This window comes from Mycobacterium sp. NGS11, assembly GCF_059813315.1.
On sequence record NZ_JCALEJ010000028.1, the window covers coordinates 37,487 to 58,533 of the forward strand.

The 21,047-nt window shown below is 66.5% G+C and carries 29 protein-coding genes and 1 tRNA gene; 18 read left to right on the top strand and 12 right to left on the bottom strand.

Annotation, left to right across the window (positions count from 1 at the left end):
• The gene (locus AC5Y4T_RS22455) at window positions 1-468 is read right to left on the bottom strand and encodes a lipoprotein LpqH (RefSeq protein ID WP_499917229.1); all 468 of its coding nucleotides are present in this window, start codon (window positions 466-468) and stop codon (window positions 1-3) included.
• Window positions 469-646: 178 nt separating this feature from the next.
• On the opposite strand from AC5Y4T_RS22455, the gene AC5Y4T_RS22460 reads away from it, so the two are divergent.
• A complete protein-coding gene (locus AC5Y4T_RS22460) occupies window positions 647-2,521 on the top strand; it encodes an alkyl/aryl-sulfatase (protein WP_499955477.1) in 1,875 nt (624 codons plus the stop codon).
• A gap of 7 nt (window positions 2,522-2,528) precedes the next feature.
• Here the strand turns inward: AC5Y4T_RS22460 and AC5Y4T_RS22465 are convergent, their stop codons facing one another.
• The 6 genes from AC5Y4T_RS22465 to AC5Y4T_RS22490 form a co-directional block, all read right to left on the bottom strand.
• Window positions 2,529-3,497 carry an NADPH:quinone oxidoreductase family protein gene (locus AC5Y4T_RS22465; RefSeq protein ID WP_499955479.1) on the bottom strand — a complete coding sequence of 323 codons (969 nt, stop codon included), beginning with the start codon at window positions 3,495-3,497 and terminating at the stop codon, window positions 2,529-2,531.
• A complete protein-coding gene (locus tag AC5Y4T_RS22470; RefSeq protein ID WP_499955481.1) occupies window positions 3,497-4,120 on the bottom strand; it encodes a TetR/AcrR family transcriptional regulator in 624 nt (207 codons plus the stop codon). Before AC5Y4T_RS22470 ends, AC5Y4T_RS22465 begins: the two co-directional genes overlap by 1 nt.
• Window positions 4,101-5,384: an acyl-CoA dehydrogenase family protein gene (locus AC5Y4T_RS22475; RefSeq protein WP_499955483.1), complete on the bottom strand. Its 1,284-nt coding sequence runs from the start codon at window positions 5,382-5,384 to the stop codon at window positions 4,101-4,103. Before AC5Y4T_RS22475 ends, AC5Y4T_RS22470 begins: the two co-directional genes overlap by 20 nt.
• A gap of 18 nt (window positions 5,385-5,402) precedes the next feature.
• Complete coding sequence (locus tag AC5Y4T_RS22480) at window positions 5,403-6,167, bottom strand: SDR family NAD(P)-dependent oxidoreductase (protein WP_499955485.1); 765 nt, start codon at window positions 6,165-6,167, stop codon at window positions 5,403-5,405.
• Window position 6,168: 1 nt separating this feature from the next.
• Window positions 6,169-7,209 (bottom strand): phosphotransferase family protein, encoded by a 1,041-nt coding sequence (locus AC5Y4T_RS22485; protein WP_499955487.1) that lies wholly within the window; start codon window positions 7,207-7,209, stop codon window positions 6,169-6,171.
• A gap of 67 nt (window positions 7,210-7,276) precedes the next feature.
• Window positions 7,277-7,948 (bottom strand): class I SAM-dependent methyltransferase, encoded by a 672-nt coding sequence (locus tag AC5Y4T_RS22490; RefSeq protein WP_499955489.1) that lies wholly within the window; start codon window positions 7,946-7,948, stop codon window positions 7,277-7,279.
• 74 nt (window positions 7,949-8,022) lie between these two features.
• Here AC5Y4T_RS22490 and AC5Y4T_RS22495 point away from each other — a divergent pair, with 74 nt between their 5' ends.
• Entirely contained in the window at window positions 8,023-8,658 is a 636-nt protein-coding gene (locus tag AC5Y4T_RS22495; RefSeq protein WP_499917221.1) for a histidine phosphatase family protein, read from the top strand.
• 63 nt (window positions 8,659-8,721) lie between these two features.
• Window positions 8,722-9,768 carry a phosphotransferase family protein gene (locus AC5Y4T_RS22500; RefSeq protein WP_499955491.1) on the top strand — a complete coding sequence of 349 codons (1,047 nt, stop codon included), beginning with the start codon at window positions 8,722-8,724 and terminating at the stop codon, window positions 9,766-9,768.
• Here AC5Y4T_RS22500 and AC5Y4T_RS22505 read toward each other — a convergent pair.
• Complete coding sequence (locus AC5Y4T_RS22505) at window positions 9,765-10,115, bottom strand: LapA family protein (RefSeq protein WP_499947308.1); 351 nt, start codon at window positions 10,113-10,115, stop codon at window positions 9,765-9,767. The genes AC5Y4T_RS22500 and AC5Y4T_RS22505 overlap by 4 nt on opposite strands.
• Before the next feature lie 100 nt (window positions 10,116-10,215).
• Between AC5Y4T_RS22505 and AC5Y4T_RS22510 the strand changes: the two genes are divergently transcribed.
• From AC5Y4T_RS22510 to AC5Y4T_RS22530, 5 genes are read left to right on the top strand one after another with little or no spacing between them, the layout of a single operon-like run.
• Window positions 10,216-11,163, top strand: a complete 948-nt coding sequence (locus AC5Y4T_RS22510; RefSeq protein WP_499955493.1) for an ABC transporter substrate-binding protein — start codon at window positions 10,216-10,218, stop codon at window positions 11,161-11,163.
• Between the two features lies 1 nt (window position 11,164).
• Window positions 11,165-12,268, top strand: coding sequence for an ABC transporter ATP-binding protein (locus tag AC5Y4T_RS22515; protein ID WP_499955495.1), 1,104 nt, complete (start codon window positions 11,165-11,167; stop codon window positions 12,266-12,268).
• 12 nt (window positions 12,269-12,280) lie between these two features.
• Window positions 12,281-12,967, top strand: a complete 687-nt coding sequence (locus tag AC5Y4T_RS22520) for an ABC transporter permease (RefSeq protein WP_499955498.1) — start codon at window positions 12,281-12,283, stop codon at window positions 12,965-12,967.
• The gene (locus AC5Y4T_RS22525) at window positions 12,964-13,680 is read left to right on the top strand and encodes an ABC transporter permease (protein WP_499917215.1); all 717 of its coding nucleotides are present in this window, start codon (window positions 12,964-12,966) and stop codon (window positions 13,678-13,680) included. The genes AC5Y4T_RS22520 and AC5Y4T_RS22525 overlap by 4 nt, the downstream gene beginning before the upstream one ends.
• The gene (locus AC5Y4T_RS22530; RefSeq protein ID WP_499955501.1) at window positions 13,681-14,280 is read left to right on the top strand and encodes a putative glycolipid-binding domain-containing protein; all 600 of its coding nucleotides are present in this window, start codon (window positions 13,681-13,683) and stop codon (window positions 14,278-14,280) included.
• Here AC5Y4T_RS22530 and AC5Y4T_RS22535 read toward each other — a convergent pair.
• Complete coding sequence (locus AC5Y4T_RS22535) at window positions 14,243-15,187, bottom strand: prephenate dehydrogenase (protein ID WP_499955540.1); 945 nt, start codon at window positions 15,185-15,187, stop codon at window positions 14,243-14,245. The two genes, AC5Y4T_RS22530 and AC5Y4T_RS22535, sit on opposite strands and share 38 nt — an antisense overlap.
• 129 nt (window positions 15,188-15,316) lie before the next feature.
• Between AC5Y4T_RS22535 and AC5Y4T_RS22540 the strand changes: the two genes are divergently transcribed.
• The 3 genes from AC5Y4T_RS22540 (at window position 15,317) to AC5Y4T_RS22550 (ending at window position 16,499) form a co-directional block, all read left to right on the top strand.
• On the top strand, window positions 15,317-15,838 hold the full coding sequence (locus AC5Y4T_RS22540; RefSeq protein ID WP_499917213.1) for a tRNA adenosine deaminase-associated protein: 522 nt from the start codon (window positions 15,317-15,319) through the stop codon (window positions 15,836-15,838).
• Between the two features lie 83 nt (window positions 15,839-15,921).
• Window positions 15,922-16,380, top strand: a complete 459-nt coding sequence (locus AC5Y4T_RS22545; RefSeq protein ID WP_499955503.1) for a nucleoside deaminase — start codon at window positions 15,922-15,924, stop codon at window positions 16,378-16,380.
• 29 nt (window positions 16,381-16,409) lie between these two features.
• Window positions 16,410-16,499 (top strand) — tRNA-Ser (locus AC5Y4T_RS22550).
• Between the two features lie 31 nt (window positions 16,500-16,530).
• Here AC5Y4T_RS22550 and AC5Y4T_RS22555 read toward each other — a convergent pair.
• Entirely contained in the window at window positions 16,531-17,670 is a 1,140-nt protein-coding gene (locus AC5Y4T_RS22555; protein WP_499955505.1) for a site-specific integrase, read from the bottom strand.
• Complete coding sequence (locus AC5Y4T_RS22560; protein WP_499955507.1) at window positions 17,654-18,313, bottom strand: helix-turn-helix domain-containing protein; 660 nt, start codon at window positions 18,311-18,313, stop codon at window positions 17,654-17,656. The genes AC5Y4T_RS22555 and AC5Y4T_RS22560 overlap by 17 nt, the downstream gene beginning before the upstream one ends.
• Before the next feature lie 138 nt (window positions 18,314-18,451).
• Here AC5Y4T_RS22560 and AC5Y4T_RS22565 point away from each other — a divergent pair, with 138 nt between their 5' ends.
• From AC5Y4T_RS22565 to AC5Y4T_RS22590, 6 genes are read left to right on the top strand one after another with little or no spacing between them, the layout of a single operon-like run.
• On the top strand, window positions 18,452-18,664 hold the full coding sequence (locus AC5Y4T_RS22565; protein ID WP_499955542.1) for a helix-turn-helix transcriptional regulator: 213 nt from the start codon (window positions 18,452-18,454) through the stop codon (window positions 18,662-18,664).
• Window positions 18,664-18,843, top strand: a complete 180-nt coding sequence (locus AC5Y4T_RS22570; RefSeq protein WP_499955509.1) for a hypothetical protein — start codon at window positions 18,664-18,666, stop codon at window positions 18,841-18,843. The genes AC5Y4T_RS22565 and AC5Y4T_RS22570 overlap by 1 nt, the downstream gene beginning before the upstream one ends.
• Window positions 18,840-19,625: a hypothetical protein gene (locus AC5Y4T_RS22575; RefSeq protein WP_499955511.1), complete on the top strand. Its 786-nt coding sequence runs from the start codon at window positions 18,840-18,842 to the stop codon at window positions 19,623-19,625. The genes AC5Y4T_RS22570 and AC5Y4T_RS22575 overlap by 4 nt, the downstream gene beginning before the upstream one ends.
• 38 nt (window positions 19,626-19,663) lie before the next feature.
• Window positions 19,664-19,894 (top strand): hypothetical protein, encoded by a 231-nt coding sequence (locus AC5Y4T_RS22580; protein ID WP_499955544.1) that lies wholly within the window; start codon window positions 19,664-19,666, stop codon window positions 19,892-19,894.
• Window positions 19,891-20,112, top strand: a complete 222-nt coding sequence (locus AC5Y4T_RS22585; protein ID WP_499955513.1) for a hypothetical protein — start codon at window positions 19,891-19,893, stop codon at window positions 20,110-20,112. The genes AC5Y4T_RS22580 and AC5Y4T_RS22585 overlap by 4 nt, the downstream gene beginning before the upstream one ends.
• Complete coding sequence (locus AC5Y4T_RS22590) at window positions 20,109-20,486, top strand: helix-turn-helix domain-containing protein (protein WP_499955515.1); 378 nt, start codon at window positions 20,109-20,111, stop codon at window positions 20,484-20,486. Before AC5Y4T_RS22585 ends, AC5Y4T_RS22590 begins: the two co-directional genes overlap by 4 nt.
• A 14-nt stretch (window positions 20,487-20,500) precedes the next feature.
• Here AC5Y4T_RS22590 and AC5Y4T_RS22595 read toward each other — a convergent pair whose 3' ends face one another.
• Complete coding sequence (locus tag AC5Y4T_RS22595) at window positions 20,501-20,668, bottom strand: hypothetical protein (RefSeq protein WP_499955517.1); 168 nt, start codon at window positions 20,666-20,668, stop codon at window positions 20,501-20,503.
• Between the two features lie 28 nt (window positions 20,669-20,696).
• On the opposite strand from AC5Y4T_RS22595, the gene AC5Y4T_RS22600 reads away from it, so the two are divergent.
• Window positions 20,697-21,038, top strand: a complete 342-nt coding sequence (locus tag AC5Y4T_RS22600) for a hypothetical protein (RefSeq protein ID WP_499955519.1) — start codon at window positions 20,697-20,699, stop codon at window positions 21,036-21,038.
• Window positions 21,039-21,047: the final 9 nt, after the last annotated feature.

A 21,047-nucleotide genomic window follows, 5' to 3' on the forward strand; every position in this document is an offset into this window, starting at 1 on the left:
TCAGGAGCAAGTCGCGTCGATTTCGAACGGCTTGTTCACCTGCTGCATCGGGTTGGCCATGTCGACACCGGTTGCGGTGCCGGTGACCTTGTACGTGTTGCCGTCCTTGGTCGCCGAGGCGTTGCCCTGGCCACCTTGCGCGTACTGAAGCGTCACGCCGTTGACGTTGCCGAGTTGGACCGCTTTCACCGCGAGCGGATTGGCGTCGGCGAGCACGACGCTGATCCCGGTGGTGTTCCCACCGACCGCGATGGAGATATTGCCGCCGGCCTTCGTGCAAATCGTGGTGCCCTGGACGTTCTGGTCCTTGCCGTCGATGATGACCTTCGACGAGTTGTTGCCGCCTGCCGACACCGAGCCTCCCGGCACCGAGGTCGAAACGCCATTTGATTTGTTGCTCGAACAGCCGGAAATGCCCGCGGCAAGAATTGCCGCTCCGGCCACCGCGACGGTCAGTCCACGCTTCACCTGTACTCCTTTGCCCGAAAGTTGCGGTCCTCGGCATTGAGGGCCGTCTGGGCAGTATGCGGGTTAACTGGGCTACGAATCCAGAACCCGCAGAAATTGTTGCTGTGTTCATTAATTGGACGGCGAAAAGCCGTCGGAACAACCTTGGCCGATGGCGCATTAGTGGCAAGGTAAGACGGTGGACCACAAATCGCCCAGCGCAATCATCGAATCGGCCCATCGCGAACATGTTCTGCCGTTCCATGATGAGACGGATTTCGCCGATGCCGACCGCGGATTCATTGCCGCCCTGTCCCCGTGCGTGATCAAAGCGGCCGACGGGCGGGTGGTGTGGGACAACGACGCCTATTCATTCTTGGACGGCCCCGCCCCGACGTCGGTGCATCCCAGTCTCTGGCGACAATCGACGCTGGCCGCCAAGCAAGGCCTTTACGAAGTGGTTCCCGGCATCTATCAGGTACGCGGTTTAGACCTCTCGAACATCACCTTCGTCGAGGGCGACAGCGGCATCATCGTCATCGACCCACTGATTTCCACGGAGGTCGCCGCCGCGGCGCTGGGGCTGTATCGCGCCCATCGCGGCGGCGACCGCCCGGTGGTCGCGGTGATCTACACCCACAGCCACGCCGACCATTTCGGCGGCGTGCTTGGCGTCACCTCGCAGGAGGACGTCGATGCCGGTGCGGTGGCCGTCCTGGCACCGGAGGGCTTCATCGAGCACGCGGTGCAGGAAAACGTCTACGCCGGGCCGGCGATGACGCGACGCGCCACCTACATGTACGGCATGCTGCTCGAGCGCGGGCCGCGCGGCCATGTGGGGTGCGGGCTCGGCCAGGCCGGATCCACCGGCGAAGTCGCGCTCATCGTGCCGACCGTCGACATCAGGGAAACCGGTGAGCGACACACGATCGACGGCGTCGAGATCGAGTTCCAAATGGCGCCCGGCACCGAGGCTCCCGCCGAAATGCATTTCTATTTCCCGCGTTTCCGTGCCTTGTGCATGGCCGAGAACGCCACCCACAACCTGCACAACCTCTTGACCCTGCGCGGCGCCCTGGTGCGCGACCCGCACGCCTGGTCCGAATACCTCACCGAGGCGATCGACACGTTTGCCGACCGCGCCGACGTCGTGTTCGCCTCCCACCACTGGCCGACCTGGGGACAGCACAACATTGTTGCGTTCCTGTCGCTGCAGCGCGACCTGTACGCGTACCTGCACGACCAGACGCTGCGGCTGCTCAATCAGGGCTACACCGGTGTCGAGATAGCCGAAATGTTCCAGATGCCACCGGCTCTCGATCAGGTCTGGCATACGCGCGGGTACTACGGCTCGGTGAACCACAACGTCAAGGCGGTATACCAGCGTTACATGGGGTGGTTCGACGGCAACCCCGGACGCCTGTGGCCCCATCCGCCCGAGGCGCTGGCGCCCCGCTACGTCGGCGCGATGGGTGGCGTCGACCGGGTCGTCGACCTCGCCAGGGACGCGTTCGGATCGGGTGATTACCGTTGGGCGGCAACTCTTTTGGACCATGCGATGTTCACCGACAGCGCGCACCCGGGCGCCCGCGCGTTGTACTCGGACACGCTCGAGCAGCTGGCGTACGGGGCCGAAAACGCGACTTGGCGCAACTTCTTCCTCAGCGGCGCAGCGGAATTGCGCGACGGAAACTTCGGCACCGCGACCACGACGACGTCTATCTCGATGCTCAGCCAGCTGACGCCGGAGCAGATCTTCGACAGCCTGGCTATCCGGGTCAACGGGCCGCGCAGCTGGGATCTTGACATCACCATCGACGTCACGCTCGCCGACGCGGCGGTCAACTATCGACTCGCCCTGCGCAACGGCGTGCTGGTCCAGCGCAAGGTGGCGGCGGATCCATCGACGGCGACGGTTACGGTGCGGCTGGCCAACAAGATTCGGCTGCTATCGGTGGCGGCGGGTGACTTCACCTCGCCCGGCCTGGAGCTCACCGGTGATCAGGACGCCCTGCAGGCCTTCCTCGGCGCGCTCGACCAGCCCGACCCGAACTTCAACATCGTCACGCCGTGACACCGCTTCACGCGACGTCGATCACCACCTTGCCCAGCACCTGGCGGTCGGCCACATGCCGTAACGCCGCCGCGGTCTCCGAGAGCGGGAATCGCGCGCCGATGTACGGCCGCACCGTGCCGGCAGCGAACATCTGCGCCAACTCCGCCAGGTCGCGCACGGCTTCGTGGGGCCGGTCCGTCATGAAGGTGCGGATCTCCATGCCGCGGACGCAGATGTCTTTGAGCAGAATGAGATTGAGCGGGATGGCCGGGATGGAGCCGGCGGCGTAGCCCAGCGTGACGAAGGTGCCGCCCCGCGCGAGACCGCGCAGCGCCGGCTCCGAGTAACGTCCGCCGACCGGGTCGAGCACCACGCGGGCGCTGTCGCCGGTGAGTTCACGGATCCGCGCTTTGAGGTCCTCGCGGTCGTAGTCCACGGTGGCCTCGGCCCCGCGCTGCCGGCACAGCTCGAGCTTCGCCGGGCTCGACGCCGCGGCCAGCACCCGGGCCCCCATCGCCGCCGCCAGGTCGACCGCGGCCAGCCCCACGCCGCCGGCGGCCCCGAGGACCACCACCCAATCTCCTTGCGTGACAGCGGCCGTCGAGCGCAGCGCGTGATAGGCGGTGCGGTAGGTGACGCCGAAGGCCGCGGCCGACGCGAAGTCGGCGTCGTCGGGCACCAACTCGGCCTGGCTCGCGTCGAGCAGCGCTAGTTCGGCGAACGCCCCGAAGGTGGTTCCGCAGACCCGCTGCCCGGGACGGAACGGCGCGCCCTCCCCGGCGGCGACGACCTCCCCGGCGATCTCGTTGCCGGGTATGAACGGAGGCGGAATTTTGACCTGGTACTTGCCGGCGATGAACAACACGTCGGGGAAGTTGACCGCGGCGGCACGGACCCGCACCAGCAGTTGTCCGGGCGCCGCAACGGGATCGGGCACGTCGTCGATCACCAGGTCCTCGGGTGTGCCATACGCACGACAGATCACCGCGCGCATCAACTGACCCCCAATCCCCGTACACAGAACCGCACCACGTGCGCGATGTCGTCGGCACCGGGCTGCGCGGCCGAACCCACGTAGCGACGCATCGTAGCGGCGGTGCAGCTGAACACGGCCTCGACATCCCGCTCGACATCGCTACTGCCCAGCGCCGCAATGGGTTCGACGAGCAGCTCGCGAAGCGGCCGCATCATCTCCTGGTCGGCCGCGCGCCAATTGGTGCCGGCCGACATCTGGCCGGCCGCCGCGCGGGTCATGCTGATCAGGTGCGGGTCGGCCACCTGGGCCAGCGTGCCCTCGATCCACCGCATGACCTTGTCGCGGGGGTCTGATTCCTTGGCCATCTGGTGCTCGAGGTAGGAGACCACGATGGCTACCCCGCGTTCCATCACCGCCAGGATCAGGTCGTCCTTGCCGGCGAAATATCGGTAGAACGCCTTATTAGACGAGCCCGCCTCGGCGACGATGTCGCTGACCCGGGGCGCTTCGGGCGCGACGCGTTGCATGACGCGCACCGCGGCGGCCAGGATGCGTTCCACCTCCTCGGTGGCCTCGCGCTGGCGGTCGTCGAGCGCGCGTTCGACCGCCGCGCTCACCCGGTCAGAGGTCAACGAGCTCACCGTATTTGGCGCGCGCGGCCGCGCGCCGCACATCGAGCATCTCGCTGGGCCAGTCGCCTTCTTCGGCCTCGTAACCCTTGAGCAGCATCCTGGCCAGGTTCACCTTGTGCGCCTCGGTGGGCCCGTCGGCCAGGCCCAGCGCGATGCCGCCGAGCAGGACGTTGACCAGTGGCAGCTGATCGGTGAGCCCCAGCGCCCCGTGCACCTGGATCGCCCGCAGGGCAATCGATTTGAGCACCTGCGAGGCCAGGATTTTGCAGGCGGCGATCTCGGCGCGGGCGGCGCGCTCGTCACCCTGGTCGATCAACCACGCCGCGTGCAGCACGGTCAGCCGGAACGGAATCAACTCGGTGTAGGAGTCGGCGACGAACTCCTGCACCAGTTGTTTGTCGGCCAGCAGGCTGCCCTGGGTGAAGCGGCTTTTCGCCCGGCGCGACATGATCTCGACGGCCCGCTGCGCCATCCCGATGGAGCGCATCGCGTGGTGCAGCCGCCCGCCGGCCAGCCGGGTCTGCAATATCAGGAATCCCTGACCCGGCTCTCCCAGCAACGCGTCGGACGGCACGCGCACGTCGTTGTAGTGCACCAGGGAATGGCCCGGCTCGTGCGGGTCGGCCCCGACCAGATGATGGTTGGCCGCCACGACCAGTCCCTCGGTGCCCGCCGGGATCAGGAACGTCGACGCGCCGGTATGCACCGGCACATCGGGGTCGGTGATCGCGACGACGATGAAGAAGGAGGCGACGGAGGCGTTGGAGGAGAAGTACTTTCGCCCGGTGATCACCCATTCGTCGCCGTCGCGCACGGCCCGGGTGGTGAACACCCGCGGGTCGGCGCCGCCTTGCGGCTCGGTCATCGAGAAGCACGAGAAGATCTCTCCGGACAGCAGGCCCGCCAGATAGCGGTCCTTTTGTTCCTGGGTCCCGAAGCGGGCGATGATCTCGGCGTTGCCGGTGTCGGGCGCCTGCGTCCCGAACACGATCGGCGCCCAGGGGCTGCGGCCCAGGATCTCGTTGATCAGCGTCAGCTTGACCGCGCCGAAGCCCTGCCCGCCCAGTTCCGGGCCCAGATGCGGCGCCCACAAACCCTTGTCGCGCACCTGCTGTTTGAGCGGGTCGACGATGCGGCGTCGCTCGTCGTTCAGCGGCAGAAATTCACACCCGGGGAACAGCACCTCGAGCGGTTCCACCTCGTCGCGAACGAACCCGCGGATCCATTCGAGCTTGTCTTCGAACTCGGGCTCGGTAGAAAAGTCCCAGGACATCGCGCAACCTCCTGCTCGCTAAGGGATCCCGCCGTCGGCCCGCAAAATCGAGCCGGTGGTGAAGCTGGACGCGTCGGACGCCAAAAACAGGGCGGCGCCGACGATTTCGCGTGGGTCGCCCGCGCGCTGCAAGGAAAGGTGCTTGAACGGATTCTGAGGTGCCGCATCGAGATTCCAGGCCTTGCTCACGTCGGTGAGGAACGGCCCGGCCATCAGGGTGTTGACCCGCACCGCCGGGCCGAACGCCTTCGCCAGCGCCTCGGTCATGGCGTTCAGACCGGCCTTGGCCGCGGCGTAGGGGACGATGTCGGGTGTCGGCCGCAGCGAGCCGGCCGTACTCACGTTGATGATCGAACCCCGCCCGGCCGCCACCATGCGCTCACCGACCAACGCCGACAACCGGAACGGGCCCTTGAGGTTGAGGTTGACCACCGCGTCGAACAGCTTCTCGGTCACGTCGGTGAGCTTGTCGTACAACGGCGACATGCCCGCGTTGTTGATCAGCGCGTCGACCTTGCCGAACCGCTCGTAGGTCGCCTCGACCAAGCCGTCCAACTGATCCCAGCGCCCCACGTGCACCTGATACGGCATGGCCACACGGCCGGTCTCGGCCTCGATCTCCTTGGCGGTGGACGCGCAGTTGTCCAGGTTGCGGCTGGCGATCACCACATCCGCTCCGCAGCGCGCCGCGCCGAACGCCATCTCACGTCCCAGCCCGCGGCTGCCGCCGGTGATCAGGACGACCCGGTCGGTGAGGTCGAAAAGCTGCTCGGCATAACCCATTTCAGGACACCCTGTTGGATCGGGCGAGTTCGGCTGCCGTCGCGATGAGTTGCAAGATCATCGGCCCGAACGCGTCGGTGATCTTGGGGTCGACCTTCCCGGTGCGCACCCCGGCAGCGTAGGTCTTCTCCAGCACGATGCCCAGCTTCCAGTTGGCCAGCACCAGGTAGTAGTCGATGTCCTCGGTCGACAAGCCGCTGACGGTTTCGTAGTGGTCCAACAGCTCGCTTCGCGTAGGCATGCCGCGCATGTCGAGATAAAACCCGTCCTCGCGCGGCTTTTCACCGTCGTAGCCCAGTAGGCACCACGCCAGGTCGAGCAGCGGATCGCCGACGGTGGTCATCTCCCAGTCGACGATCGCGGCAAGACGCGCCGGCTCGCCGTGCGCGAACATCACGTTGGCGAACTGATAGTCGCCGTGCATGATGCCGGCCCGGTAGTGCGCCGGACGGTTGCGGCGCAGCCAGTCGGACGCCTCGTCAAGACCGGGCAGCTCGCGGACCTTATAGGCGTCCAGAAACGCCAGCCAGCGATCGACCTGCCGCTCGTGGAATCCGTCGGGGCGGCCGAAGCCTTCGAGCCCTTGCTTGCGCCAATCCACCCGGCCAAGCCTGGCCGCGCCGTCGACCAATTGGAAGGCCAGGCCGCGCCGGGCCGCCAAGTCCGTGTCGAACGGCGGTTGCCACCCGCCGTCCATCGGGCTCCACCCGTCGATCGCCTGCATGACGTAGAACGGCATCCCGAGCACGTCGCCGGTGTCGTCGGCGGCGATCAGCGCCGCGTGCGGGACATCCGTGCCGGATAGCGCGCGAACCAGGCGAATCTCCCGCAGCAGCCCGTCGATGCGGGCGGCGTCCGCCCGGGGACCGGGCATCCGCAGCACCATGCGCCGGCCGGCGCGCTCGATCAGGTAGAGGGTGTTCTGCGAACCGCCCTTCAGCTGGGTCAGCTGCGGTTCTTCCCCGTTCCCCGGTGCGTCGTTGGCGTCCAGCCACCGGGCGAATACGGCCGCGTCGAGTCCCGATTCACCCACGTGAGTCACCCCGCATCGCCGCACATCACAATCTCTATGCGGAGAATAGCATTCTCCGTGCCGTGGCGCCGTCGGGTCAGTCTGGCTTGTGCGCGCTCAACAGGAACCCGGGCGCCATGAAGTGGCCCTCGTCGTCGTGGTCGAGATGCGCCAGGGGATTGTCCGGCGACCCGGCCGCGTCGTCTGTGCCGTACACCCTGGCCGCGCGGACCTCGTCGACCCGCCACAGCGTCGCGACGGCATCGCGCAGTTCGGTTTCGGTGAAGCCGGGTGGGCCCGGCCGGCCCGAATGGGCATCGTCCAGTGCCCCGGCCGCGAAGGCCAGGATGTACAGCGAGGCTCCCGGCGCCGCCGCGCGAAAGATGGACTGCACGTAGTCATGGCGCCGTTCGGGTGGCAGCGCATGGAACAGCCCGCTGTCCAGGATGGTGGAGAAGCGGCCGTCATAGCCGCCGAATCTGGTGACGTCGGCCTGGGCGAAAGTCGCCGTGGCGAGCCCTTGTTCGGCGGCCGCGGCGGTGGCCGCGGCAATCGCGGTCGCGCTGACATCCAGGCCGACCACGGTGTAGCCGAGCGCGGCAAGGCTCAGCGAGAGCGCGGCGTGGCCACAGCCGGGGTCCAGCACCTCGCTGCGCACCTTGCCTTGGTCGATGAGAAGCGCCAGCTCCGGCTGGGGCCGGCCGATGCTCCACGGGGGCGGGGCGGCCTGCCGGTAGGCGGCGTCCCAATCCCTATCCGGTTCGGTCATCGGTCCTCCTCGAGATTGGCGTCACCCGGCGATGAGAAACTGGCGCTGCCAACCATCGAACGACAGGAAGACATATGCAAGTGCTTCTGGTCCGGCACGCGCTGCCGCTGCGCAGCGAACACGGCCAAGGTTCCGACCCGGATCTGTCGGAGGAAGGGTTGGCGCAGATCGAGCGACTCCCCAAGGCGCTCGCCAGGTTTCCCATTGCCCGCGTGGTGAGCAGTCCGCAGCGCCGGGCCATCCAGACCGCCGAGCCGGTCGCGGCGGATCGCGGGCTGACCGTCGAGGTCGACGATCGCTTCGCCGAGTACGACCGCGACCTGCCGGTGTACATCCCCGTCGAGCAGATCCGCGCGGAGATGCCCGAAGAATGGGCGCGACTGGCTCAGGGGCATCTACCCAGCGCGGTCGACGAGGATGCGTTTCGTGACCGGGTGCGCGCCGCGGTCGACGACCTCGTCGCCGCCGCCGACCCCGACGACACCGTCGCGGTGTTCAGCCACGGCGGGGTCATCAACGTCCTCTTGCACGAAATTCTGGGCACCGCCCGGCTGCTGTCCTTTCCCGTCGACTACGCGTCGGTCACTCGGCTGTTGTTCTCCCGGTCCGGTCAGGCGACGGTCGCCGCGGTCAACACGACCGAACACGTCTGGGACCTGTTGCCGCGAAACCAAAGGATGCTCGACGACGACGCCGGCCGCGGCGGCTGAGCGAAAGATCGGCACATCGCAGGTGGTGCACCGCGTCGGGCTCGGCGATGGTAGACAAGTTCGGTGACTTCAGCTGACCAACTCGAGGGGCTCGACCTGGCCTCGCTCGACCGGTACCTGCGTTCACTCGGGATCGGGCGAGACGGCGAGTTACGCGCGGACTTCATCTCCGGTGGTCGCTCCAATCTGACGTTCCGCGTCTACGACGACAGCACCAGCTGGCTGGTGCGGCGACCGCCCCTGCACGGCTTGACACCGTCGGCGCACGACATGGCCCGCGAGTACCGCGTCGTTGCGGCGCTACAGGACACACCCGTTCCGGTGGCACGCACGATCGCGCTCTGCGAGGACGATTCGGTGCTGGGCGCCCCCTTCCAGATCGTCGACTTCGTCGACGGCCAGGTGGTACGTCGTCGCGCTCAACTGGAATCGTTCAGCCACACCGTCATCGGCGGCTGCGTCGACTCGTTGATCCGGGTCCTGGTCGATTTGCACCATGTCGACCCCAGCGCCGTCGGCTTGGCCGATTTCGGCAAGCCCAGCGGTTATCTGGAGCGTCAGGTGCGGCGATGGGGTTCGCAATGGTCGCTGGTGCGGTTGCCCGAGGATCGGCGCGATGCCGACGTCGAACGGCTGCATTCCGGTCTGGGCGAGGCCATTCCGCAGCAGAGCCGCACGTCGATCGTGCACGGCGATTACCGGATCGACAACACGATCCTGGACGCCGACGACCCGACCAAGGTCCGCGCCGTCGTCGACTGGGAGCTCTCCACGCTGGGCGATCCGCTGTCCGACGCCGCCCTGATGTGCGTGTACCGCGACCCCGCCCTGGATTTGATCGTCAACGCGCAGGCCGCTTGGACATCGCCGTTGCTGCCGACGGCCGACGAACTGGCCGACCGGTATTCGTTGGTGGCCGGTACACCGCTGGCGCATTGGGAGTTCTACATGGCGTTGGCCTACTTCAAGCTCGCCATCATCGCCGCGGGCATAGACTTCCGCCGGCGGATGTCGGATCTAGCCCGGGGCGCGGACTCCGACCACGCACCGGAGGTGGTGGCGCCGCTGATCTCCCGGGGTCTGGCCGAACTGGCCAAGCTGCCCGGCTAGCGCGCGACGGCCGCGTGGCTTTTCTTCGCCGCGCGGCGAAGCTGCAAGATCCGTGCGGTGCCGGCCGCAACCGTGATCAGGCCGCCGACCACGGCGGCCAGCAGGATAGCCACGCCCAACGGCAGGCTCCAGTGCCAGCCCAGGAACTTGAAGTCCGTCGGCGACGTGTTCTGGGTAATGAAAATCAGCAACAGGATCAGGATTACGAATCCGGCGACCAGCGACGACCACAGCGCTCCGGCGCGGGTGAAGCCAATGGCCGGTTGCTTGGTGGTTGCGCCCGTTTTGGGTGCAGGATCGGGCTGGGGAGGTGGCTGGCCGGGCGAGGCAGGGGTTTGGCTGCTCATAGTGCCATCTTTGCCCCATCCCGAGCAGATTGAAACCGATTCACCGCAACCGGTCCTCGGGGACCGGCATCGGCGCCGTTCGGGCGTTAGGGTCGGCGGTATGACGGCACTGCCGCGACGTCGGAGCGCGATTACGCGCGCGGCGGCATTAGTGCTGGCGATGTCCGTCGTTGCGGCGTGCAGCAATTCCGATCCGTTGGGAGCGCAGGTTCGCAGCCCCAACTCCATCGTCATCGGCTCCGGCGATTTTCCGGAGTCGCAGATCATCGCCGAGATCTACGCACAAGCGTTGCAGGCCAACGGTTTCGAAGTGGGCAAGCGGATGGGCATCGGCAGCCGCGAAACGTATATCCCTGCGCTCAAAGACCATTCCATTGACCTGGTGCCGGAGTACATCGGCAATCTGCTGCGCTATGTTTGGCCGCAGTCCGACGCCACCACATTGGAAGCGGTCGAGCGGGAGCTCGACCAGCGCCTGCCCGACGGCCTGTCAATTCTGACGCCCGCGCCGGCCGCCGACACCGACACCGTCACGGTGGCCGGGCAGACGGCGAAGTCCTGGGATCTGAAGGCGATCGCCGATTTGGCGGCACATTCGCCCGACGTGCGATTCGGGGCGCCCTCGGCCTTCGCGACCCGGCCGGCGGGCCTGCCGGGGCTGCGGCAGAAGTATGGGCTCGACGTCAGACCGGGCAACTTCGTCGCCATCGACGACGGCGGTGGCGCGGTCACCGTGCGCGCGTTGCTCGAGGGAAGGGTGAATGCCGCCAATATCTTCACCACATCGCCGGCGATACCGCAGAACCATTTGGTGGTCCTCGACGACCCCGAACACAACTTCGTAGCCGGAAACATTGTGCCGCTTATCAATACGCAGAAGAGGTCCGACCGTCTCAAGGTCGTTCTGGACGCGGTCTCGGCGAGGCTGACCACCTCAGGTGTCGCTGGACTCAATGCCGCGGTGTCGGGAAACTCGGGCATCGACCCTGACGAGGCGGCGCGAAACTGGTTGAAGGACAACGGCTTCGACCACGCGATCGGAGGATGACTTGATCATCTTCGACAACGTCAGCAAGGCCTTCGCCGACGGCACCACCGCCGTCAACCAGCTGAGCCTGACCGTCCCCAACGGCAAGCTGACCGTCTTCGTCGGGTCCTCGGGCAGCGGCAAGACCACGGCGCTGCGCATGATCAACCGGATGATCGAGCCCACCTCGGGAAGCATCTCGATCGACGGCGTCGATGTCTCCAGCCGCGACCCGGTAAAGCTGCGACTGGGAATCGGATACGTCATCCAGCACGCCGGCCTGATGCCGCATCAACGCGTAATCGACAACGTGGCAACGGTTCCCGTCTTACGCGGCCAGTCTCGCAGGGCCGCCCGCAAGGCCGCCTACGCGGTGCTCGAACGGGTGGGGCTGGACGCCAAGCTCGCAACCCGTTACCCCGCGCAGCTCTCCGGAGGCGAGCAACAACGGGTCGGCGTGGCGCGGGCGCTGGCCGCCGACCCGCCGATCCTGTTGATGGACGAGCCGTTCTCCGCCGTCGATCCGGTGGTTCGCCACGACCTGCAGAACGAGATACTGCGCCTGCAAGGCGAAATGCACAAGACGATCGTCTTCGTCACCCACGACATCGATGAGGCGCTGCGGCTCGGCGAACGGGTGGCGGTGTTCAAGGGCGGCTCATTACAGCAGTACGACGAACCCGGCCGGCTGCTGTCGCGGCCGGCCAATGATTTCGTGTCCAGGTTCATCGGGCTGGGCCGAGGTTATCGATGGTTGCAACTTCTCGACGCGACCGGTCTGCCGTTACACGACGTCGAGCGGATCGCGGCCGACAAGCTCTCCGGGGCAAGGCTTTCCGACGGTTGGGCGGTCGTCGTCGACGACGACGGTGCGCCGCTGGGCTGGATCGACGAGGCGGGCCTGCGTCGGCATCGCGACAATGTGTCGTTGTCCGAAAGCGTGAGCGGCATCGGATCGCTGTTTAGGCCGCGGGGCAATCTGAGCCAGGCGCTGGATTCCGCGCTGTCGTCGCCGTCGGGCATCGGCGTCGCGGTGGACGACGCCGGCAAGGTGATCGGCGGTGTGCTGGCCGCCGACGTGTTGGCAGCGGTCCAGGCCCAGCGGCTGGGCGCCGCGGAACCTTGAGGGACTTAGCCGATGCACTACCTGCTGACCCACCTCGACGACGCCCGGACGCTGACCGCGGAACATCTCTGGCTGGCCTTGGTGCCGGTGCTGATCGGGCTGGCGATCGCGCTGCCGCTGGGCATGCTGGTGCAGCGCAAGCGAATCGCCCGCCGGCTCACGACGGCGGCCGCCAGCGTCGTGTTCACCATTCCATCGCTGGCCCTGTTCGTGGTTTTGCCGATGCTGATCGGGACCCGCATCCTCGACGAGGCCAACGTCATGGTGGCGTTGACGGCCTACACCGCCGCCCTGCTGGTGCGCGCGGTGCTCGAGGCGCTCGACGCGGTGCCGGCCCAGGTGCGTGACGCCGCCACCGCGGTCGGCTATCCGCCGCTCACGCGGATACTGAAAGTTGAACTGCCGCTGTCGATTCCGGTACTCGTTGCCGGTTTGCGGGTGGTCGTGGTCACCAACATCGCGATGGTTTCGGTCGGTTCGGTGATCGGCATCGGTGGCCTGGGCAGCTGGTTCACCCAGGGCTACCAGACCAACAAGAGCGATCAGATCCTGGCGGGCATCATCGCGCTGTTCCTGCTGTCGGTGGTCATCGATGTGCTGATCGTGTTGGCCGGCCGGTTGGCCACACCGTGGGCACACGCCACCCGGAGCACCGGCCGCCGTTCGGTCGTGGCGCCCGTTGTGGGTGGTGCGCGGTGAACTTCGTCGAGCGGGCGATCTCCTACGTGCTGACCGCCGACAACTGGACGGGCCCGGTGGGGCTCGCGGCCCGCATCCTCGAGCATCTCGAGTACACCGCCCTGGCGGTGGCGGCCTCGGCGCTCATCGCGATTCCCGTCGGCTTGATCATCGGGCACACCGGCCGCGGCACCCTGCTGGTGGTGGGTGCCGTCAACGGCCTGCGCTCCCTGCCGACGCTGGGCGTGCTGCTGTTCGGGACGCTGCTGTTCGGGTTGGGGCTCGGTCCGTCTTTGGTGGCGCTGATGCTGCTGGGTGTGCCGGCGTTGTTGGCCGGCACCTACGCCGGGATCGCGAATGTCGAGCCCACGGTCGTCGATGCCGCTCGCGCGATGGGTATGACCGAGGCCCAGGTGCTGATGCGCGTCGAAGTGCCGAATGCGTTGCCGTTGATCCTCGGTGGGCTCCGCAGCGCGACGCTGCAGGTGGTTGCCACCGCGACGGTGGCCGCCTACGCCAGCCTCGGCGGTCTGGGCAGATACCTGATCGACGGGATCAAAGAACGTGAGTTTCATCTCGCTCTCGTCGGGGCGTTGATGGTGGCCGCGTTGGCGCTGGTGCTCGACGGACTGCTGGCTCTGGCGGTGTGGATTTCGGTGCCGGGCACCGGGCGGTTGCGGCGAACATACCGGGCACTTCCGCAGCGGTTGGCGGGCACGTCTTACGGTAGATGAGTGAACGCAGCCCCCTCTGACCCGTCTCGCCGCGTGTGGCAGGCGATGCTCACCTGGCGCGCACATGATGCTCCCCGGATGGAATCGGTACGAGTTCAGGTGTCCGGCAACAGAATCAAGGCCAATGGCCGCATCATCGCCGCCGCCACCGACACCCACCCGGCGTTCGGCGCCTATTACGACTTGCTGACCGATGAGACCGGCGCCACCAAGCGGCTCGGCATGACCGTGACCCTGGCCGAGCGTGAGCGCGTCTTCTCGTTCGCCCGCGACGAAGAGAACATGTGGTTGGTCACCGACCATCAGGGCGAGCACCGCGCGGCCTACAACGGTGCGCTCGACATCGACGTGGAGTTCAGCCCGTTCTTCAATGCGCTGCCCATCCGGCGGCTCGGGCTGTACGAGCGAGCCGCCTCGGTCACGCTGCCGGTGGTCTATGTGAACATGCCGGAGATGTCGATCACCGCGGACACCGTGAGCTACAGCAGCACCGGCAGTCTGGACGCGATCAAGTTGCGCTCGCCGATCTCCGACACCACGGTGAGCGTCGACGACGAAGGCTTCATCGTCGACTATCCAGGCTTGGCAGAGCGGATCTGATCACCCCGCCGGCCCGGCCCGCCGCGGCCAGTTCCTGACGCCAGTTCTCCGCCCCGACGATGACGTGGAAGATGTCGGAGCGCGGGAAGCTGTCGTAACGCGTTCGCGCGGCGTGGCCGGCGTCGACGAGGTCGGCGACCGAGTTATGGGACGCCAGCGATTGCCGGGCGCGTTTCAGCAGCTCGATCGCGCGATCGGCCGTGGGCACCAGTTGATCGGAGTTGCCTTCGCACATCGCCCGGACCAGGTCCGGGGCCGTGGCCGCCACCCGGGTCCCGTCCCGGAATGACCCGGCGGCCAACGCGAATGCCAGCGGGACGTCTGCGGCCACGACGGCCAGCGTCTCGGCGAGCAGGTGAGGCAGATGCGAGATGGCCGCCGCGGCGGCGTCGTGCTCGTCGGACCTGGCCGGCACGACCACCGCGCCGCAGTCCAGGGCCAGCGTCATCACCGTCGACCAGACCGAAGGATCGACATGATCGTCGACGCTGATCACCCAGGGGGCCCCGGTGAACAAACCGGCGTAGCCGGCGGCCCATCCCGAATGCGCGGTGCCCGCCATCGGGTGTCCCCCGACGAACCGTTTCAGCAGACCGGCCGCGACCACCTGATCGAGCACCGCTTGCTTGACGCTGGTGACGTCGGTCAATGCGCACTCCGGAGCGTTCTCCTTGATGCGGGCGAGCATGCCCGCCATCGCCGGCATCGGCACGGCCAGCACGATCAACGCTTCGGAGGCGGCTGCGCGAGACAGCGTCGCGATCAGATCGGTGTCGGCGTCGAAGCCGTCGGCGGTCGCGGCGTGCGCGCCCTCCACCGACCGGTTGTAGCCGAACACCTCGCGGCCGGCCGCCGTTGCGGCCCGCATTATCGAGCCACCGATCAACCCCAGCCCGAGCACACACACCGGTGTCTTAGAAGGAGGGCTTGCCACATTCCAAGGTTGGCACATCCGGCTGGGAACGGCGCCGTCAGATCTCGCGGCTACCAGGCGCCATCTGGTCAGGGGCCTGGTCAGGGACTACCGTAAGCGGCCATGGGAGCACAACGGGCCTCCGCCCAGCGCCTGTCCGCCGACACTCCGGACGGTTTCGGTGTCGCGGTGGTGCGTGAAGAGGGGCAGTGGCGCTGCGCCCCGATGGCCCGTAAGTCGCTGTTGAGCCTGTCGGCCGCGGAGACGGAGCTGCGTGAACTGCGCAGTTCCGGGGCGGTCTTCGGGCTGCTCGACGTCGACGACGAATTCTTCGTCATCGTCCGGCCCGCTCCGTCGGGGACGCGGTTGTTGCTCTCCGACGCCACCGCCGCACTGGACTACGACATTGCCGCGGAAGTGCTCGACAAGTTGGATGCCGACATCGATCCGGAGGATCTCGAGGACTCGGATCCTTTCGAAGAGGGCGACTTAGGGCTGTTGTCCGACGTCGGGTTGCCCGAGGCGGTGCTGGGGGTCATCCTCGACGAGACCGATCTGTACGCCGACGAGCAGTTGGGCCGCATTGCCCGCGAGATGGGCTTCGCCGACCAGTTGTCCGCGGTGATCGACCGCCTCGGTCGGTGATCGCAAGCGCGGCGGAGCCGGGCGCGGCGGGTTGCCGCCATCAGGACCCGCGCGCGGCGGGTCGCCGCCATCAGGACCCGTCGGTGAGATCTGACGACGACCTGATCCGTTCCGCATTGTCGGTTGCCGCGACTGCGGGTCCCCGTGACGTGCCCATCGGGGCGGTGGTGATCGGCGCGGACGGAGCCGAACTGGCCCGCGCGGTCAATGCGCGCGAGGCGCGGGGAGACCCGACGGCCCACGCCGAGATCTTGGCATTGCGCGCGGCGGCCGAGGTTCTCGGCGACGGGTGGCGCCTGGAAGGCGCCACGGTGGCGGTCACCGTGGAACCGTGCACCATGTGCGCGGGCGCGCTGGTGCTCTCGCGCGTCGCCCGGCTGGTGTTCGGCGCCTGGGAGCCCAAGACGGGGGCGGTCGGGTCGCTGTGGGACGTGGTCCGCGATCGGCGGCTCAACCACCGCCCGGAAGTGCGCGGTGGCGTGCTGGCGCAGGAGTGCGCTGCGCCACTGGAGGCCTTCTTCGCCCGCCAGCGATTGGGGTGACGGCCCTTCGGTTGGGTAAGCTGCTCGGCGGTGGCGTGTCCGAGCGGCCTAAGGAGCACGCCTCGAAAGCGTGTGACGGCTAAAACCGTCCGAGGGTTCAAATCCCTCCGCCACCGCCATAGCTCCAACCCCTGCAATGCAGGTCAGGGGCTATTTCTCTGTTTGCTGACCGTTGGTCTGCCCACCTGTTGCCCACACTTTGCCCACAGTCACAGGTGAGTACGAGTTGTGAAGAGTGACCGCGACAGCATCGAGATCGGTATCGAACAGGTCCGCATAGGTGTCCAACGTGACCTTCGCCGACTTGTGTCCGAGCATCCGCTGTAGCGCCAGTACGTTTACGCCCGCAGAGATCGCCAACGACGCCGCGGTGTGCCGAAGGTCATGCGGAGTGATCGCCTGAACCTTCGAACGCGTGACAGCACCCGAGAACCACCCCCGAGTCGACTTCGGGCGCGGTAGGTACTTTCCGTCGGGTGCGGGGAACAGCAGATCTTCTGTGCTCTTGTCTGCACATAATCGGGAGAGCTCGTCGAGAACGAACGACGGCACCGGCACCGACCGGACCTTGCGACCTTTGGTCTGCCCGACGGCGTGTTCGACGCCGAGCTGGACGGCGTTGTCCGCGACGACCAGGCGGCGCTTCAGGAACTCGACATCACGCACCCGCAGTGCGATCGCCTCGCCCCAGCGGAGTCCGCATAGCGCCAGCACGTACACCAGTGGCCGATGCTCGCCGCACTCCGCTGCTAGGCGGTGTACGTCGTCGGCGGTCAGGTAGATGTGTCGGCGCGTTGTCTTGCGCGGTAGCCCCTCGATTCCGCGCGCCGGGTTCGACGCCAACCGCCGCGCCTTAACCGCGTCTTGCAGGATCCCGGATAGCACACCGTGCGCACGCAGCACGGTCGTCGCTCCCCGGCCGTCGCGGACCATTTGGGCAATCCAGGATTCGATATCGGGCACCGAAACCTTGGCGATCTGCCAGTGACCCCACTTCGGTCGAACGTGGATCCGCCAGGCTGATTCGATCATCCGATAGTTCGACGGTGCAGTTGCCTGTTGCTTGCGCGCCAACCAATCTGGTGCCAGCTCGGCCACCATGGTGCGTCCCGCGGCCTCCGGGATGAACTCACCGGTCAGCTTCTTGACCTCTACGGTCGCTGCGAATGCCTCGGCATCACGCTTGGTTCTAAAACCGCGCTTGTCGGTCTGTCTGTGATCCGGCGTCCGGTAGCGGACCCGGTAAAGCGTTGCACCGCTTGCAGTTTGATACTTATTGATCGTCGCCATCGAGAACCGCTTTCAAGTCGCCTTTGAGCGCGCGAGCAATGCGCCCCTTTTTCTGGGCATTCGCTTCCGGGCCGGCGAGTTCGTCGCGCTTGGCGCTAAACGACTTTCCCCACTGGGCCAACATTTCGGCGGCGAGCCGCGAATGGTCGAGCCCTAACTCCCGCGCGAGTCGTTCCTCGGGCTCGCCAATCTGCCCGAGCATCCGCATCGTGGCACCTTTCGACACCGACTGAAGGCGGGCCGGCCAGTTATCTCGGTAGTCGTCAGCAACGACTGACTGCAATGCAGCGCCGGCCTCGCGTCGGTACCGGCCCGCCGCCGTAACGCCGTCTCCCGAAAGGTAGCGGCGCAGTTCCTTGCTTGAGACGCTGATTCTTGGTGTGACAGCGATGTTGTCGTCGCCGCGAACGAGGTCACCCAACGACACGGGCCGGTCGAGTAGCTCTGAGAAGATCAGAGCCAAGGCAACCAACGTCGGCAGTGTCGGCGACACCTTGCCGTGTTCGAGGTCTGAGACCCGCCCGGTGCCCCAGTTCAAGCCGCATGCCCGCGCCGCCTTGGCTACGTCGTTGAGGTTCGCGTCACCACGTAGTTCTCGCGCGTTGCGGCCCACCACTGCCGCCAAGTCGACCGTTTCCGTCACGACACGCAACATACCCCGGTTTCGCGAGGCTTGACAGCAGGCGACGCGCGATGCAGTGTCAACGACAAGCCCGTGATTTGCATGGGTTGAGAATCTCACCGGAGGCACACATTGAACGCGAGCGTCAACGCAGCCAGTTTGGACACATCACCGCCCGAGACTGCTGGCCCCAAAGAGGTTGCAGTAGTGCTTCATACGACGGAGCAAGGACTTGCGCAGATGCGCTATCGCGGCATGGGGCCGAAGTTCATCAAGGTCAACCGGAAGGTCTTATACCGATGGAGTGACGTCAACGCGTACCTCGACGCGAACACCGTTCAGCGCACCGACGGTCCGCGCGGGGTTGCATAATGCGGAAGCCACCTGATCAGCCCGCCGTTCACGTAGCGGCGAACGCGTCGCGCCCGGGGCTGGTGCTCGTCGCGATCGGCAGTGGATCCGACCCGTACAGCATCACGCCCGAATTCGCCGTCGAACTGGCCGGCCAACTGCTCGACGCCGCCACCACAGCGCGCACCGCGGGGACGTGAGCGGCCAGCTTGTCGGCGAAGTCATCGCCGCCTCAGACACCTTGCGAGCCAGGGGGCTGTCCGAGCGCGGGTTCCAAGCGCTGATCGCGATCGCCGAGAAGGCCAACACCAACACACGGCAAGCATCAGTTCGCTGGGACCACATTCGCGCCGCACAGTACGGGCGATCGCTCGCTACGGCCAAGCGCGCCGTCAAGGAACTCGTAGATGCTGGTTACGTTCGAAAGATCAGGCGCGGGTTCAACAATCAACAGGGCAGGTCAGCGGCACCGATCTATGAACTTGTCCGCCCGGACATCACACGGACATCCGGGCGGACGCCATGTGACACGAATGGGTCATCCATGGTGACCCATTCGGGGGTAGGCGAACGGATCACTCAGGATGACCCGATCGCCACCCCCGCAAGCGATTTGCTCGGACCGAATGGGCCAAATCCGGGGGCCGAACGGGTCAAATCCGAGACCGAATGGGCCAAATCTGGGACCGAACGGGTCACCCAGGATGACCCACTTGACGGGTTAACACCTGACGGGTTAACACCTGACGCGCAAAACCACTCTGACGAAAAGCAGCTGAGGTTTCGTAACGGGGGTACGTCACTAGGGGCCAGTCGCCAGCCGTCGGCGCATTTCGACAAGCTCGCTCAGCAGCTTTACGCCTACGCCGACATGGACCGCCGGTGCCCGAATTGCCGCGCCGATGCCCATGAGTGGTGCCAGCGAGAGGATGGCTCGCAGAAGCGCATCCCCTGCCTGGCTCGATCCCGGAGACCAGCGTGACGTCGCGAGTGTTCGAAGAGATTGACGCCGACGCAGCGATGGACCGGGAGTGTCCGCACTGCCAGGCACCACCGCACAGGTGGTGCAAATGGCTCAACGGTGAGACCCGCCCGATTCCGTGCATCGCGCGTATGCGCATGATTTCCCGGTCTGCCGACCGCACTCGCCAATCCCCGCCGAGCCCCCTCGATGTCGAACCGCTGACCGCGCCGGCTCGCCCGACTCGATCGTTCTCCGAGCCAATCCATCAACCCGAGACCGAGCAGTGAGCGTCCGCGCCGCGCTGGTCTGCTACCGCCGCACCCAGACCGGGCCCATCACAGTGGAGTGGACCTACTGGGACACCACCGGCCAAGCACGACAGGCGGAAGCCGAACTCACCCCGTGCGGCCCGCTGTGCATCGGCGTGCACACTGTCGCGCGCGTCGACCTCGCGGCGCCTGCACTGCGCCCGCGCGGTAACGACTGCGGCGAGGTCAACCCGTGAGCTACCCAGAATCGGGTGGCATCACGTTCTCAGCGGCGGAAGCCGTGCTGTTGCACCACAGCGTTCGAGATTTCTGGGTGCGCCACACGCTCGGCAACAGGCCCCCCTTGCCGGCTGGGTTCGAAGCTGTGCTCGCCCGGCTCGCTGGTTTCGTACGTGAAACCAAAACTTGTGCGTCGCTGCCATGCTCGCCACCATCGGCAGTGGAAGAACTCATCGACACGAACGAAGCGGCCGAACTGCTCAATTGCTCGCCGCAATGGGTCCGACGCATCCGCGGCGAACTGCACGGGCGCAAAGTTGGCGGTCGATCGATCTTTCCACGACAGACCGTTGTCGAATACGCCGAACGAAAGGCAGGCCAGCACAAGTGAACCCAATCGAATACCTACGGCTGGGCATCGAGCAGTACCTTCGCGAACTGCCCGATGACGATTTCAGCGATCTTGTTCAGCGGGTACGCCCACCCGGCGGTAACCGGCAGGGCAATGGCCGAGCTGCGTTCGCGCGCAACCTGTTCCAAGGCGGCGACGATTAACACGATAGGCGCGCGCACCAGGCTGCCCCTCGTAGAACGGGTCGCGATGAAGGTCGACCGCGCAGCCGTGGAACGCATGACGAAGGAGCGAACCGCGCAAGCAACCGCGGAACGTATCGCGTTCCTGTACTCCCGGCTTTTCGGAAACGTTGCACCCGGTCGAGATGTGGAGGATCTTCGCACCGAGAATGAGGCGCGCGAGATGTTCACGACCGCCCTGGGCAGCGCCGACAATCTCCGGCAAGTCGAGATCTTGCGTGTAGCCGTCGACAACCGATGGGCCAACGTAGTCAACGCCTTTATCAAAGCCTGGGACGGCGAGCACCCAATCTCGGCCGCCGCCCAAGAACTGTGGAACCTCACCACCACAGGCCGCGCCTCGGCCTGATTACTCCGA

What these genes read in the sequence shown, in the direction of transcription:
- AC5Y4T_RS22490 (WP_499955489.1), bottom strand. Translation starts at nt 7,948, where the DNA reads ATGACCGAACCGGATAGGGATTGGGACGCCGCCTACCGGCAGGCCGCC.
- AC5Y4T_RS22570 (WP_499955509.1), top strand. Translation starts at nt 18,664, where the DNA reads ATGCGGAAGCCACCTGATCAGCCCGCCGTTCACGTAGCGGCGAACGCG.
- AC5Y4T_RS22520 (WP_499955498.1), top strand. Translation starts at nt 12,281, where the DNA reads ATGCACTACCTGCTGACCCACCTCGACGACGCCCGGACGCTGACCGCG.
- AC5Y4T_RS22465 (WP_499955479.1), bottom strand. Translation starts at nt 3,497, where the DNA reads ATGCGCGCGGTGATCTGTCGTGCGTATGGCACACCCGAGGACCTGGTG.
- AC5Y4T_RS22475 (WP_499955483.1), bottom strand. Translation starts at nt 5,384, where the DNA reads ATGTCCTGGGACTTTTCTACCGAGCCCGAGTTCGAAGACAAGCTCGAA.
- AC5Y4T_RS22480 (WP_499955485.1), bottom strand. Translation starts at nt 6,167, where the DNA reads ATGGGTTATGCCGAGCAGCTTTTCGACCTCACCGACCGGGTCGTCCTG.
- AC5Y4T_RS22600 (WP_499955519.1), top strand. Translation starts at nt 20,697, where the DNA reads ATGAAGGTCGACCGCGCAGCCGTGGAACGCATGACGAAGGAGCGAACC.
- AC5Y4T_RS22495 (WP_499917221.1), top strand. Translation starts at nt 8,023, where the DNA reads ATGCAAGTGCTTCTGGTCCGGCACGCGCTGCCGCTGCGCAGCGAACAC.
- AC5Y4T_RS22540 (WP_499917213.1), top strand. Translation starts at nt 15,317, where the DNA reads ATGGGAGCACAACGGGCCTCCGCCCAGCGCCTGTCCGCCGACACTCCG.
- AC5Y4T_RS22510 (WP_499955493.1), top strand. Translation starts at nt 10,216, where the DNA reads ATGACGGCACTGCCGCGACGTCGGAGCGCGATTACGCGCGCGGCGGCA.
- AC5Y4T_RS22580 (WP_499955544.1), top strand. Translation starts at nt 19,664, where the DNA reads ATGGACCGGGAGTGTCCGCACTGCCAGGCACCACCGCACAGGTGGTGC.
- AC5Y4T_RS22555 (WP_499955505.1), bottom strand. Translation starts at nt 17,670, where the DNA reads ATGGCGACGATCAATAAGTATCAAACTGCAAGCGGTGCAACGCTTTAC.
- AC5Y4T_RS22505 (WP_499947308.1), bottom strand. Translation starts at nt 10,115, where the DNA reads ATGAGCAGCCAAACCCCTGCCTCGCCCGGCCAGCCACCTCCCCAGCCC.